Origin of the sequence: Acidiphilium sp. JA12-A1 (assembly GCF_000724705.2) — a bacterium.
Taxonomy (GTDB): Bacteria; Pseudomonadota; Alphaproteobacteria; order Acetobacterales; family Acetobacteraceae; genus Acidiphilium; species Acidiphilium multivorum.
Map to the genome: position 1 here is coordinate 20,157 of NZ_JFHO01000042.1, position 13,004 is coordinate 33,160.

Below are 13,004 nucleotides of genomic sequence, written 5' to 3' on the forward strand. Positions count from 1 at the left end.
GGCTGCCCCTGCGGTCCGATCATCCAAGCAGGACGCTCCAGATGAACCGAATCCTGGCCGCTCTCGCCACGTCCGTCTCCATGCTTGCGCTGATTCCCGCGCCGGCCCGTGCGGGGGGAACGTTCCCAAGCGGCATCTGGACGCTGCAGGACGAGAACGCGTCGATCAGCACGCAAAGCCTGACCGATCGCTTTTATGTGAATGGATTTCATCTCGGCTGGACGTCGAATCCAGGGGCGGTGCCGCAGGGCTTGGCGGCGTGGGGGCATGCAGTGCTCGGCCAGGGGCGCCAGCGCGTCAGCATCAGCCTCACCCAGAAGATCTTCACGCCGGCGGCGACCACGCTGATCAACCCGCCGGTCAATGACGAACCCTATGCCGGTTCGCTGCTGGCAAGTTTCAGCCTCATCCAGGACACGCACCGGACGCGGACGATCATGGGGTTCGACACCGGCGTGTTCGGGCGCGATGCCGGGGCCGAGATCGTCCAGAACACGACGCATGCGATCATTGGCCAGGGACGGACGCATGGCTGGGCCTATCAGTTGCCGAGCGAGCCGGCCTTCGATCTGTTCGCCTCCCGCATCTGGCGGCTGCCATTGACGAGCCCGGGCGCTGGGTTGGAGGCCGATGCGCTGCCGCAGATTTCGGCAATGGCCGGCACCACCGAAATCTATGCCGAACCGGGCGTGGTCTTCCGCGTCGGCGAGGGGCTCGGCGCCGATTTCGGCGCGCCCCTGATCAGCCCCGGCCCGTCCGGCGGCGATGCCTACAGCGCACGCCGCTTTGCCTGGTATGTCTTCGCCGGCGCCGGGGCGAAGCTGGTCGCGCATGACGAATATCTGCAGGGGACGCTGTTCCAGCCGAGCCGGTCCGTGCAGCCCTACCGGGTGGTCGGCTCGGTCGAGGCCGGGGTGGCGGTCATCTGGCGCGGAGTGCGCCTGACCTACACGCAGGTGTTCCAGACCGAGCGCTTCCATGGGCAGACCGGCGGGATCCACGAATACGGCTCGTTCGCCGCTTCGGTCCGCTTCTGACCGGACCTCTCACGGCGAATCGACGGTCGGGCGAAAATTTTCTCTTTCCCACCGCCGGGGCGTATGGATAGGATATGGTGGTGAGGACCGAGAATACGCTGATGTCAGGCTCAGATCGTCGAGGAACCGGAAACGGGTTGGGCACCGGAGTGGCGACCAGGACGCGCACGAAAACGCGCAAGCCGTCCCTGTACAAGGTGTTGATGCTGAACGATGATTACACGCCGATGGAATTCGTCGTTCATGTGCTTGAGCGGTTCTTCGGCAAGAGCCGCCAGGAGGCCGAGCGGATCATGCTGCATGTGCACCGGCGGGGTGTCGGGGTGTGCGGCGTGTTCACCTATGAGGTTGCTGAAACCAAGGTGACGCAGGTCATGGACCTTGCCCGCCAGAGCCAGCATCCTCTGCAGTGCACGATCGAGAAGGAATAGGGCGGTGCAGGCCGCCGCCGGGCGCGATGATGGCATGGAAGTGTTGTTCCCGGTCACTATTGCGAAAGATTTTTGGCGTATCATGTCAGTATTGCGACAGGCCTGTTGAAGGACATTGGAAACCGGCCTGACGAAAGGACCGCGGCTTGGGCCGCATCGGGCTTGACCAGGGTGGCACGGGCTGCCCGACGGAAGACCGGCTTGGAGAGTATCGGATATGCTGTCTCGCAATCTTGAACAGACGCTGCACCGGGCCCTCGGCTTCGCCGCTGAGCGCCGGCATGAATATGCGACGCTGGAGCATCTTCTGCTGGGCCTGATTGACGACGCCGATGCGTTGACGGTGCTGCGCGCCTGCGGTGTCGACATTGAGCGCCTGCGCCGCGAGACGACCGAATTCCTTGACAAGGAACTGGCCGGACTTGCCACCGACCGTGGCGGCGACCCGAAGCCGACCGCCGGGTTCCAGCGCGTCGTGCAGCGTGCCGCGATCCACGTTCAGTCGTCCGGTCGGGACGAGGTGACCGGCGCCAATGTGTTGGTCGCGCTGTTCTCGGAGCGTGAGAGTCATGCCGTTTACTTCCTGCAGGCGCAGGACATGACCCGGCTGGACGCCGTCAATTTCATCAGCCATGGCATCGCGAAGTCGCCCGGCCGCTCCGTGCCGCGCCCCCCTTCGGGCAGCGCCGAGGGCACGGAGGCCGAACCCGAGCAGAAGCCGAAGCGCGGACAGGACGCACTGGCGAACTATTGCGTCAATCTCAACAAGAAGGCGCAATCCGGCAAGATCGACCCGCTCATTGGCCGCGAAACCGAGATCGAGCGGACGATCCAGATTCTCTGCCGTCGTTCGAAGAACAATCCGCTCTTCGTCGGCGATCCCGGCGTTGGCAAGACCGCGATCGCCGAGGGCCTGGCCAAGCGCATCGTCGACGGCGAGGTCCCGGAAGTGCTGGCCAAGGCGACGATCTATGCGCTCGACATGGGGGCACTGCTCGCCGGGACACGGTATCGTGGCGATTTCGAGGAGCGGCTCAAGGCGGTCGTTTCCGAGCTTGAGGCCATGCCCGGAGCGGTGCTGTTCATCGACGAAATCCATACCGTTATCGGCGCCGGTGCGACCTCCGGCGGCGCCATGGATGCCTCGAACCTGCTCAAACCGGCCCTCTCATCCGGCGCGCTGCGTTGCATTGGCTCGACGACCTACAAGGAATTCCGCTCCTATTTCGAGAAAGATCGCGCACTGGTGCGCCGGTTCCAGAAAATCGACGTGAACGAGCCCTCGATCGATGATGCGGTAAAGATCCTGCGCGGCCTCAAGACGACCTACGAGAAGCATCACAAGGTCCGCTACACCGACGAGGCGATCCGCGCCTCGGTCGAGCTTTCGGCGAAATACATCCACGACCGCAAACTGCCGGACAAGGCGATCGATGTGATCGATGAGGTTGGCGCCTCGCGGATGCTGCTGCCCGAGAACAAGCGGCGCAAGACCGTCACGTTGCGCGATGTCGAGGAAATCGTTGCCAAGATCGCGCGGATTCCGCCCAAATCGGTTTCGGCCGACGACAAGGAGACGCTGCGCACGCTTGAGCGGGATCTCAAGTCGATGGTGTTTGGCCAGGATTCCGCGATTGAGGCGTTGTCCGCGGCGATCAAGCTGGCCCGTGCGGGACTGCGCGACGCCGAGAAGCCGATCGGCTGCTACCTCTTCTCCGGCCCCACAGGCGTCGGCAAGACCGAGGTTGCCCGTCAGCTGGCCTCCACCCTGGGGATCGAGCTGACGCGGTTCGATATGTCGGAATACATGGAACGCCATTCGATCTCCCGCCTGATCGGTGCGCCGCCGGGCTATGTCGGGTTCGACCAGGGCGGCCTGCTGACCGATTCGGTCGACCAGCATCCGCACTGCGTGCTGCTGCTCGATGAGATTGAAAAGGCACATCCAGACCTGTTCAACATCCTGCTGCAGGTCATGGATCACGGCAAACTGACCGACCACAATGGCAAGACGGTCGATTTCCGGAATGTGATCCTGATCATGACGACGAATGCGGGAGCGGCCGATATGGCGAAGACCGCGATCGGCTTCGGTCGTGATGTGCGTCTCGGAGAAGACGAAGAGGCGATCAAGCGCCTCTTCACCCCGGAATTCCGCAACCGGCTCGACGCGGTCATTCCGTTCTCGGGGCTCACACCGGAGATCGTCGCCCGCGTGGTCGAGAAGTTCGTCATGCAGCTTGAGGCACAGCTTGCGGATCGTAACGTGACGATCGAGCTTTCCTCGGCCGCAAAGGAATTCCTCGCCGAGCGTGGTTACGATCCGCTTTACGGCGCGCGGCCACTGTCCCGTGTGATCCAGGAGCAGATCAAGAAGCCGCTCGCCGAGGAGCTGCTGTTCGGCCGGCTGGCAACCGGCGGCGGCGTGAAGGTGACGGTTCGTGACGGCGAACTGGCTTTCGACATTGCCGAGGCACCCAAGCCCGCGCTTCCAAAGCCGGATGGCGACCAGGAAGAGTCGGCGCCGCCGCAGGAAGTCGACTGAAGGTTTCTTTCATTGGAACGGGATGGGCCGGCACGCGCAAAGGCGTGCCGGTCTTTTCTTTTGTCAGCGCGCCGAAATCCGGATCCGGTATAGTCGATAGCCACCGGCATGCCCGAGCGGTTGCAGCCAGGAAGGCGTCTGGCCCGACGTAAGCAGGGGCCAAAGGGCGTCGTCGGCGGCTCCGTGACCGAGAGCCGAATGTGCTCCGTCAGCCCGGCAGAACAAGACGAACGCCGCGCCTGTCGCCCGTACCGCAGCTGGCTCGGCCACGCCCGCCGGAGTGCGCCACGCCTTCCAGTCGCGCATGAAGGCGCGGAGCCCGTGATGATAAAGTGAACCCACGCCGATGACCCGTGTCCGGTAAAGCAACTCCGGTACCAGGCTGGGATCTGTCAGCACGATCCGGCCGGTTGCGGGGGCCAGCAAGGCGGAAGCTGCGCGAAGAGAACAGCGTTCCTGGTTGCCCGGCGTCGCGTTTCGGCCCGCGGCCAGCGCCAGCGCCGGAACATAGGCGAGAACGACCGGAAGCCAGACCAGCCCCAGACGCAATGTCGCCGCTCGCCGCGGCGTTGAGGCAAAGCGGGCGGAAATATCGTGCAGCGCGACGGGAGCCAGTCCGGCCGCGAAGGCGGCCGGATATTGCTGGAAGATCATCATCCGCGCCGTAAGACCCGCCGCGAGCGTCAGCCCGACGGCGGCAATCAGCCAGATGCCCGCGAAGGCCGGTAGGTGTCGGCACCGCCAAAAGCGATGGAGAATGTATCCCAGCCCGAGCAGTGCAGGACCGAGCCGGCTGGCGGCGAGCGCCAGTGTGTCGGTCGGCTGGTCCTCGTTGATGCTGCCGAAGAAGATGTGCATCGCCTTTGCGGGGATCAGGCCGTAGGGCCCCAGCGCCACTTCCGGATACGCCGCCAGCCAGACCGCGAAAACACAGGTGGCGCCGATGAGGCCGAGCGAGGCACGGCGCGTTTCCGGCGCATACCGGTCCAGCCAGGCGAGCCCGGCGCAACTGGTCGCGATCGCAAGCCCAAGCATGGCGTAGACGATCGACAGCCTGTCGATCTCCGGCGTCAGCATGCCGCCGTGCGGCGGGTCGATCCAGAGCGCGAACCATAGTGTTGCCGCGAATCCTGCGCCAATCCGGACCAGGATGAAGCCAAGGCGGCGGAACAGCCACAGATAGCCGAGCGCGCCGAAGCCGAGCACCACGAATGGCATTGTCTCCGGCATCATCCAGATCGCCAGCCCGCCCCACAGACCGGCGGCCCAGGCCATCCGCCTGTCTCCCGCGCCGGCGCGCAGCGTGCAGCCAATGGCGATGGCGGTCAGCGCGACCTGCGCAATGTGGTAATGCACGATGCCGACAACGTTGAAGCTGCGGATGCCAGGCAGCAGCGGCGCGATGATTGCCGGCGCCCAGATCCATCGGCCTCCGGTCAGTGGGGAGGCCGCGAAAGCAAGGCCAACGGCGAGCAGCCCGGCCGAGAGCGGGCCGGTGGCCACGCCGGCCGCGAAGAGCGCGCGGGTCCAGCCAATGAACGGGGCGAGAGGGGCCGCAAGCGCGACGATGACTGCATCGAAAAGTCGCGACCATTCCACGACCAGAGGGTGACCCGAATCGTCGCCCAGAACGATGTTCACGAGATGTCCCGCGGCGAAACCCTGGCGAATTCTGACCAGGCGCATGTAACTGTCAGGATCGAACAACGTGCCGTGCAGAACGGCAGGGATCGTCCGTGCCGAAGCAAGGATCGTAATGGCGGCGGCGACCAGCGCAAGCGCGGTACAGGTTGCGGCAGACAAGGTTGCCCTTCGATCCTGTAACCGGCCCGCCGCTTTCATGCCGCGGTTATTTCACACCACAGCCTAACAGATAATGAATCAGGCGGAATCAGCCGCCGGTTGGCAGCCGGGCCGGGCGGGGGCCGCCGGCCATCCAGTCCAGCAGTTCCACGGTATGGATCGTCGGCAGACCGTCGCCGGCAAGCTGGGTGAGGCAACCGATATTCCCGGCAGCGATGAGGTCCGGCTTGAGGGCGTGCAACGTCCCGAGCTTGCGCGCGCGCAACTGTTCGGACATTTCGGGCTGGAGGATGTTGTAGGTGCCGGCCGAACCGCAGCACAGATGCGGCTCGCGCGGCTCGGCGACGGCGAAGCCGGCGCGGCGCAGCAAGGTTTTCGGTGCATCGGTGACCCGCTGACCGTGCTGCAGCGAGCAGGCCGCGTGATAGGCCACCGTCAGCGGCGCCGCGAGTGTGCGGCTCGGCTGGTAGTCGAGCCGGACCAGAAGTTCGGTGATGTCGACCGAGAGTTCGGAAATACGCGCGGCATCCGCCGCTTCCGGCGTGTTGCGGAGCAGGAAGCCATAATCCTTCAGCACCGTGCCGCAGCCAGACGTATCGGTCACCACGGCATCCAGCCCGCCGGCGCCGATCTCCCGCGTCCAGGCGGCGACATTGGCGCGGGCGAAGCCGAGCGCCGCTTCGTGCCGGCCGAGATGGTGAGTGAGGGCGCCGCAGCATCCGGCGCCGGCGGCGACGACGACCTCGACACCCATCCGGTTGAGCAGGCGGATCGTCGCGTCGTGAATGCCGGGGTCGAGCACCTGCTGCGCGCAGCCGGCGAGCAGGGCGACGCGCGCGCGCCGCTCTCCGTGTGCGGGGAAGACGCCGGGCCGCTCCGTCGAGCTTGGCGGCGGCAGCTTTGCGGGGGCAAGATCGAGCATGGCGCGCATCCGGCGCACCAACGTGCCCTCACCCCGCACGAGGCTGCGGCCGAGCCGGCCGAGCGCCGCCGCGCGCAGAGCCGCGCGGAAGCGGGTGGGATAGGGCAGGATTGCCGCGAGCAGGCTGCGCAGCGCACGGTCATGCGCCGGGCGGTCATAGGTTTCCTCGACCCGCGTGCGGGCGTGATCGATCAGGTGCATGTAATCGACGCCGGAGGGGCAGGTCGTCATGCACGAGAGGCATGACAGGCAGCGGTCGAGATGGAAGGCGACGGGTTCGCTGGCCGGCGCGCCGGTCTCCAGCATGTCCTTGATCATGTAGATGCGGCCACGTGGACTGTCATCCTCGTCGCCGACGGTCACGAAGGTCGGGCAGGTCGCGGTGCAGAAGCCGCAATGCACGCAGGAGCGCAGGATCCGGTCGGCCACCGCGATGTCGGGATCGGCCAGCTGGTCGGGCGTGAAATTGGTTTGCATGTGTCTTCGTCCTCGAGCGCAAGGCGCCCGCTGCTCCTGCTCAGGCGGCGTGAAGCCGTCCGGGGTTGAGAATTCCGGCCGGGTCGAATGCGGCGGTAACACGGCGGCGGATCGCGGCCAGCGCGTCTGGCTCGCGCGGCAAGGCGTCAGGGCTATGGCGTAGCGCGTCCGGGGCGCGCAACAGCCACCATTCACCGCCAGCACGTCGCGCAGCGTTGGCGATGGCGGCATGCGCCGCCTCATCTCCCGGCCCGCTCAGGAACACCAGACCGCCGCCCCAGTCGAGATAACCATCGAGTCCCGCGGCCTGTGCCGCTTCGAGAATGGATGGGCCGGCGGATGGACGCACGGAAATGCGCCAGACCGCATCACCCTCGCGCACGGCTAGCGGCGCGGCATCGCGCACCGCGCGCCAGAGCGCCAGGCTGGCCGAGGTGTCGAGCTGCTCGACCATGCCGAACGCACCCCAGATTTCGGCGAGGCGGCCGATCCGGTAATGAACCGAGTCGGTGAAATCCTCGATCCGCGCAATGGTGATCGGGCGCGCATGGCCCAGCGCCGCCGCGGCGCCTTCGGGCAAATGCGCGGCTCCCGTCACCGAGAAGGGCGAGCCGAGCGCCGCCGACAGCGCCTTGACGGCGGTTGCCGCATCTAGCCCGGCCAGCAGCACGGTGCCTGTTGCTTCCGGTGCGGGGAGCACCTTCAGCGTGATCTCGCTCATCACGCCGAGCGTGCCGTAGGAGCCGGTGAACAGCTTGCAGAGGTCGAGTCCGGTGACGTTTTTCAGCACGCGCCCGCCGGAGCGGATCACCTCCGCCCGGCCGGTGACGGCGCGGATGCCCATCACATGGTCGCGCATCGCGCCCCAGGCGATCCGCCGCGGGCCGGACAGATTGGTCGCGATGATGCCGCCGACCGTCTGCGCCTCGGCGCCGAGAAAGGCGTAATGCGGCGGCTCGGCGATCAGGTGCTGGCCAGCCTCCGCCAGCTTCGCCTCGAGCGCGGCCAGGGTGGTGCCGGCGCGCGCGGAGACGATGAGCTCCTGCGGCGCATGCAGCGGAATGCCGGTGAGGTTGCGGGTGGACAGGGTTTCGGCCGTCTGCACCGGGCGGGCGAACCCGGCCTTCGAGCCGAGCCCTTCGATGGTCAGCGGGGTGTGTGACGCCGCCGCCGCCTCGATCGCCGCGACCAACCCGGCTTCGTCGGAGGGGGCGATCATGCCGCGTGCGGCATCGGCGCCGGCGCCGTGTCCGTGCCGGGCTTGAGCGGAAACACCTTCGCCGTGTTCAGCAGCCAGCCAGCGTCGAAGGCGGTCTTGACCCGGCGCTGCTGGTCGAGCTCGGTTTCGGTGAACTGTACGCTCATCAGGTCCCGCTTCTCGACGCCGACGCCATGCTCGCCGGTCAGGCAGCCGCCGACCTCGACGCAGAGCTTGAGGATATCGGCGCCGAACGCTTCCGCCTTGTGCATGCTTTCGGGATTGTTGGCGTCGAACATGATGAGCGGGTGCAGGTTGCCGTCGCCGGCGTGGAAGATGTTGGCGACGCCAAGCCCATATTGCTCGCTCATCTCGCCGATGCGGCGCAGCACCTCGGGCAGTGTGCTGGTGGGGATGGTGCCATCCATGCAGAGATAGTCCGGGCTGATCCGCCCGATCGCGCCGAACGCACCCTTGCGCCCTTTCCAGATCGCCGCCGATTCCTCGGCCGACTGCGATACCTTGAGGCTGATCGGGTCGAACCGGCCGCAGATTTCCCGGATCCGGCCGAGCAGCGCGTCCTGCTCCTCGACGGAGCCCTCGACCTCGATGATCAGCATGGCCTCGGCATCGAGCGGATAGCCGGCCTTGGCGAAGGCCTCGCAGGCGTGGATCGCCGGACGGTCCATGAATTCCAGCGCCACGGGAATGATGCCCGAGCCGATGATCGCATCGACGCAGCGCCCGGCGATCTCGTTCGATTTGAAGGCCGCGAGCATCGCCCTTGTGCCTTCCGGCGCGCGCAGCAGGCGCACGGTGATTTCGGTGGCGATGCCGAGCTGGCCCTCGCTGCCGATGACGATCCCCATCCAGTCATAGCCGGCGGTATCCAGATGCGCGCCGCCGAGTTCGAGGATTTCACCCTCGATGGTGACCAGCTTGATGCCGAGCACGTTGTTGGCGGTCACGCCGTATTTGAGGCAGTGCGCGCCGCCCGAATTCATGCCGATATTGCCGCCGATCATGCAGGCGAGCTGGCTGGAGGGGTCGGGGGCGTAGAAGAATCCATCCGCCTCGACGGCCTTGGTGATGCCGAGATTGGTGACGCCGGCCTGCACCACGGCGTAACGGTCGGCGTAATTTACGTCGAGAATGCGGTTCATCCGCATCATGCCGATCACCACGGCGTCGGCCAGCGGCAGCGCGCCGCCGGCAAGCGAGGTGCCAGCCCCGCGGGGGACGACGCGGACCCCGTTCTGGTGGCAAAAGCGCAACACGGTGGCGACCTGCTCTGTGCTTTCGGGCAGGACGACGGCGAGTGGCATCTGGCGATAGGCGGAGAGCCCATCGGTCTCGTACGGTTTGAGACGTGACGGGTCGGTGATCACCGCGCGCGCGGGCAGTAGGGCGCGCAATCCCTCATGCACGGCATCGCGCCGGTCAAGGACATCGGCTTTCGGTTGCGGCAAGGCTATCACGACGGCTTTCTCCCCTTCACCCGCCTGTGAGATAATACTGTGCGGCGGAAACGGAAAGAGGAAGCCCGCCGGACGCGGTCAAGGATTGCCCGGAACGAAATCACCCGGAACCTCGCGGTCCGGGCGTTGCGTCACGCTGCGATGCGCCGGCGAACCGGCGGGGCAGGTCAGCCCTGGCGGGCCTTCATCCGCGGGTTCTTCTTGTTGATCACGTAGACGCGGCCATGACGGCGCACGACGCGGCAGTTCTTGTCGCGGGCCTTGGCGGAGCGAAGCGAATTACGGACTTTCATGACACGGTTCTCGGGCTGTTCAGGATGTTGGGGCGGCTTATGGGAAGCATGGCGCCATCTGTCAACCGTCGGGGCGCAGATCGGCCCCGATTGACGCGGCGGTTGGCGGGCCGCATGGATCGGAAATCGGCGAGGAGTGACATCGATGGCGGAGCGGATGCGGATTTCGGCCCAGCGGATCGGCTTGATGCTGACCGCGTTCCTGATGATCACGCTGATCGGTGTGTTCGCGACCTTTGCGGCGCCGATCCCCGCCATGCGCGGCGTCCTGGCGGAGCGGGCAATCGCCAGCGCCGCCGCCACGGGCGACCCGGCGGCGATGAAATCCGCGCTCGCTGAGGCTCGCCCGCTGCTCGGCGTGACCGCGCAGAAAACGCTCGCCACGCTCACGCCCGACCGGGCCGGGCTTGCCCGCGCAGCCAGCCTGGTCGCCGCCGACACGAAGCTGGCGAGCGGCCTCGTTTCCTACCGGCTGCGCCTGCTGGTGATCGTGATCGGCGTGCTTGCCGCGCTGTTCGGCATCGCCCTGCTCGGCATCGGCGAAAGCCGGCCCACTCCCATCATCATGAAGGCACCCGAACCATGAGCCGCATCGCCTATGTCAACGGACGCTACGTACCCCAGCGCGAGGCCTCGGTGAATGTCGAGGACCGGGGATACCAGTTCGGCGACGGCGTCTACGAAGTCATCCACGTCCATGACGGGCGCTTCGTCGATACCGGGCTGCACCTCGCCCGGCTCGCCCGCTCGCTGCGTGAACTCGCCATCCCGAAGCCGATGGAGGATGGCGCGCTGCTCGTCGTGCTGCGCGAGGTCGTGCGTCGCAACCGAATCCGCGAGGGCATCGTCTATATGCAAGTCAGCCGCGGCGTCGCCCGGCGCGACCACGCCTTCCCGCGCGATGTCGCCCCCGCACTGGTGGTCACGGCGCGTCATGGCAAGGCCTTCCCGCGCGAAATCGACACATGGACCGGTACCGCCATCACCGCGCCGGACATCCGCTGGGGTCGGGTCGACATCAAGACCGTCAATCTGCTGCCCAACTGTCTTGCCAAGCAGAAGGCGCGCGAGGCCGGCGCCTATGAGGCGATCCTGATCGACCGCGACGGCAATGTCACGGAAGGGTCATCCACCACCGTGTGGGCGGTGGATGAAGACGGGGTGCTGCGTACCCGCCACCTCGATCATCACATCCTGCCCGGCTGCACCCGGGCTGCGGTGATTTCGCTGATGGAGGAGGCCGGCATCCGCTTCGAGGAGCGCGGCCTGTCCGAGGCGGAACTGCGCGCGGCGCGCGAGATCTTCCTGACCAGTGCGACGTCTTACGTGAAGCCGATGGTCCGGCTCGACGGCGTGGCGGTCGGCGAGGGCACGCCGGGCCCGGTGGCCCGCCGCCTGTTCGAACTCTTCGCCCGCCATGCCGACGGCGCCGCGCACAATGTGCCGCCCGCTTCCCCCCGCCTTGCGTCTTGCGGCGGAATCGGATGAAACGCCCCCATGACAGCGCAAGACCAGACTGACCATACGCGCTACCGGCGCGTCCTGCTCAAGGTTTCCGGCGAGGCCCTGATGGGCAGGCGGGACTACGGGCTCGATACGGACACCGTGGCCGCCATTGCCCAGGACATTGCCGATGTCGTCGCCATGCGCGTCGAGGTGTGTCTTGTGATCGGTGGCGGCAATATCTTCCGCGGCATTTCCGGTGCCGCCGGCGGGATGGACCGCGCCCAGGCCGACTATATGGGCATGCTCGCCACCGTGATGAACGCGCTCGCCATGCAGTCGGCCCTCGAGAAGCGCGGGGTGGCGACCCGCGTGCAGTCGGCCATCCCGATGTCCGCTGTCTGCGAGCCCTATATCCGCCGTCGCGCGGAACGGCATATGGAAAAGGGCCGCGTGGTGATCTTTGCCGCCGGCACCGGCAACCCGTTCTTCACGACCGACACCGCTGCGGCGCTGCGCGCCGTCGAGATGAAGTGCGATGTGCTGCTCAAGGGCACCCAGGTCGACGGCGTCTATTCCGCCGACCCGCGCAAGGTGGCCGACGCCGAACGCTACGCCGAACTCACCTATCACGAGGTTCTCGCCCGCGACCTTTCGGTGATGGATGCGGCGGCGATCAGCATCGCCCGCGAGAACGACCTGCCGATCATCGTCTTCAACATCCACGCGCCGGGCGCCTTCGCCAGCGTCATGCGGGGCGAGGGGAAGTTCACCCGCATCGTGGAACAGCGCTAGGAGCCCGCCATGGACGCCGATCTCGACACCCTTCTCGCCGACCTGCAACGCCGGATGGACGGCGCGATGGAAACGCTGAAGCGCGAATTTTCCGGCCTGCGTACCGGCCGCGCCAACCCCGCCCTGCTCGATCCGGTGAAGGTCGAGGCCTATGGCACGCTGATGCCGCTCAACCAGGTGGCCACCGTGGCGGTGCCGGAAAGCCGCATGCTCACCGTTCAGGTCTGGGATCGCGGCATGGTCAATGCGACGGTCGCCGCCATCCGCGACTGCGGGCTCGGCCTCAACCCACAGCCGGACGGGCAGCTCATCCGCGTGCCGCTGCCGTTGCTGACCGAGGAGCGCCGCAACGAACTCGCCCGCGCAGCCGGCAAATATGCCGAGGGTGCGCGCGTCGCCGTGCGCGGTGTGCGCCGCGATGGCATGGAGACGATCAAGGGGTTCGAGAAGAAGCACCAGATCGGTGAGGATCAGGGGCGCGACTGGGCCGACCGCGTTCAGAAACTGACCGACGCGACGATCAAGAAGATCGACGAGCTGCTCGTCGAGAAGGAGAAGGACATCCGGCAGGTCTGAGCGGCC

At 66.5% G+C, this 13,004-nt stretch carries 12 protein-coding genes; 7 read left to right on the forward strand and 5 right to left on the reverse strand.

From position 1 onward, the window contains the following. Nucleotides 1-41: 41 nt before the first annotated feature. From RT91_RS07925 to clpA, 3 genes are all read left to right on the forward strand, one after another. A complete protein-coding gene (locus RT91_RS07925; RefSeq protein ID WP_007423193.1) occupies nucleotides 42-1,037 on the forward strand; it encodes a lipid A deacylase LpxR family protein in 996 nt (331 codons plus the stop codon). A 74-nt stretch (nucleotides 1,038-1,111) separates the two neighbouring features. Continuing rightward, on the forward strand, nucleotides 1,112-1,468 hold the full coding sequence (gene clpS / locus RT91_RS07930; protein ID WP_012040133.1) for an ATP-dependent Clp protease adapter ClpS: 357 nt from the start codon (nucleotides 1,112-1,114) through the stop codon (nucleotides 1,466-1,468). 217 nt (nucleotides 1,469-1,685) lie between these two features. After that, nucleotides 1,686-4,013 (forward strand): ATP-dependent Clp protease ATP-binding subunit ClpA, encoded by a 2,328-nt coding sequence (gene clpA, locus RT91_RS07935; RefSeq protein WP_035186635.1) that lies wholly within the window; start codon nucleotides 1,686-1,688, stop codon nucleotides 4,011-4,013. Between the two features lie 63 nt (nucleotides 4,014-4,076). Here clpA and RT91_RS07940 read toward each other — a convergent pair whose 3' ends face one another. The 5 genes from RT91_RS07940 to ykgO form a co-directional block, all read right to left on the reverse strand. Beyond that, a complete protein-coding gene (locus tag RT91_RS07940; RefSeq protein ID WP_231844431.1) occupies nucleotides 4,077-5,816 on the reverse strand; it encodes a hypothetical protein in 1,740 nt (579 codons plus the stop codon). Nucleotides 5,817-5,904: 88 nt separating this feature from the next. Further along, on the reverse strand, nucleotides 5,905-7,215 hold the full coding sequence (glcF, locus tag RT91_RS07945) for a glycolate oxidase subunit GlcF (protein ID WP_035186636.1): 1,311 nt from the start codon (nucleotides 7,213-7,215) through the stop codon (nucleotides 5,905-5,907). Nucleotides 7,216-7,255: 40 nt separating this feature from the next. Further along, nucleotides 7,256-8,434, reverse strand: a complete 1,179-nt coding sequence (locus RT91_RS07950; protein ID WP_035186639.1) for an FAD-binding protein — start codon at nucleotides 8,432-8,434, stop codon at nucleotides 7,256-7,258. Continuing rightward, nucleotides 8,431-9,891 (reverse strand): FAD-linked oxidase C-terminal domain-containing protein, encoded by a 1,461-nt coding sequence (locus RT91_RS07955; protein WP_013640881.1) that lies wholly within the window; start codon nucleotides 9,889-9,891, stop codon nucleotides 8,431-8,433. Before RT91_RS07955 ends, RT91_RS07950 begins: the two co-directional genes overlap by 4 nt. 167 nt (nucleotides 9,892-10,058) lie before the next feature. Further along, nucleotides 10,059-10,184, reverse strand: a complete 126-nt coding sequence (gene ykgO / locus RT91_RS07960) for a type B 50S ribosomal protein L36 (protein WP_007421634.1) — start codon at nucleotides 10,182-10,184, stop codon at nucleotides 10,059-10,061. Between the two features lie 145 nt (nucleotides 10,185-10,329). On the opposite strand from ykgO, the gene RT91_RS07965 reads away from it, so the two are divergent. Genes RT91_RS07965 through frr form a run of 4 tightly spaced genes read left to right on the forward strand, consistent with a single transcriptional unit; the run spans nucleotide 10,330 to nucleotide 12,998 of the window. Then, complete coding sequence (locus RT91_RS07965; RefSeq protein WP_035186640.1) at nucleotides 10,330-10,770, forward strand: hypothetical protein; 441 nt, start codon at nucleotides 10,330-10,332, stop codon at nucleotides 10,768-10,770. Beyond that, a complete protein-coding gene (locus tag RT91_RS07970; RefSeq protein ID WP_007421636.1) occupies nucleotides 10,767-11,672 on the forward strand; it encodes a D-amino-acid transaminase in 906 nt (301 codons plus the stop codon). The genes RT91_RS07965 and RT91_RS07970 overlap by 4 nt, the downstream gene beginning before the upstream one ends. A gap of 9 nt (nucleotides 11,673-11,681) precedes the next feature. Next, entirely contained in the window at nucleotides 11,682-12,422 is a 741-nt protein-coding gene (pyrH, locus tag RT91_RS07975) for a UMP kinase (RefSeq protein WP_007421637.1), read from the forward strand. Between the two features lie 9 nt (nucleotides 12,423-12,431). Further along, a complete protein-coding gene (gene frr / locus RT91_RS07980; protein WP_007421638.1) occupies nucleotides 12,432-12,998 on the forward strand; it encodes a ribosome recycling factor in 567 nt (188 codons plus the stop codon). Nucleotides 12,999-13,004: the final 6 nt, after the last annotated feature.

What these genes read in the sequence shown, in the direction of transcription:
- RT91_RS07925 (WP_007423193.1), top strand. Translation starts at nt 42, where the DNA reads ATGAACCGAATCCTGGCCGCTCTCGCCACGTCCGTCTCCATGCTTGCG.
- clpS (WP_012040133.1), top strand. Translation starts at nt 1,112, where the DNA reads ATGGTGGTGAGGACCGAGAATACGCTGATGTCAGGCTCAGATCGTCGA.
- clpA (WP_035186635.1), top strand. Translation starts at nt 1,686, where the DNA reads ATGCTGTCTCGCAATCTTGAACAGACGCTGCACCGGGCCCTCGGCTTC.
- glcF (WP_035186636.1), bottom strand. Translation starts at nt 7,215, where the DNA reads ATGCAAACCAATTTCACGCCCGACCAGCTGGCCGATCCCGACATCGCG.
- RT91_RS07950 (WP_035186639.1), bottom strand. Translation starts at nt 8,434, where the DNA reads ATGATCGCCCCCTCCGACGAAGCCGGGTTGGTCGCGGCGATCGAGGCG.
- ykgO (WP_007421634.1), bottom strand. Translation starts at nt 10,184, where the DNA reads ATGAAAGTCCGTAATTCGCTTCGCTCCGCCAAGGCCCGCGACAAGAAC.
- RT91_RS07965 (WP_035186640.1), top strand. Translation starts at nt 10,330, where the DNA reads ATGGCGGAGCGGATGCGGATTTCGGCCCAGCGGATCGGCTTGATGCTG.
- RT91_RS07970 (WP_007421636.1), top strand. Translation starts at nt 10,767, where the DNA reads ATGAGCCGCATCGCCTATGTCAACGGACGCTACGTACCCCAGCGCGAG.
- pyrH (WP_007421637.1), top strand. Translation starts at nt 11,682, where the DNA reads ATGACAGCGCAAGACCAGACTGACCATACGCGCTACCGGCGCGTCCTG.
- frr (WP_007421638.1), top strand. Translation starts at nt 12,432, where the DNA reads ATGGACGCCGATCTCGACACCCTTCTCGCCGACCTGCAACGCCGGATG.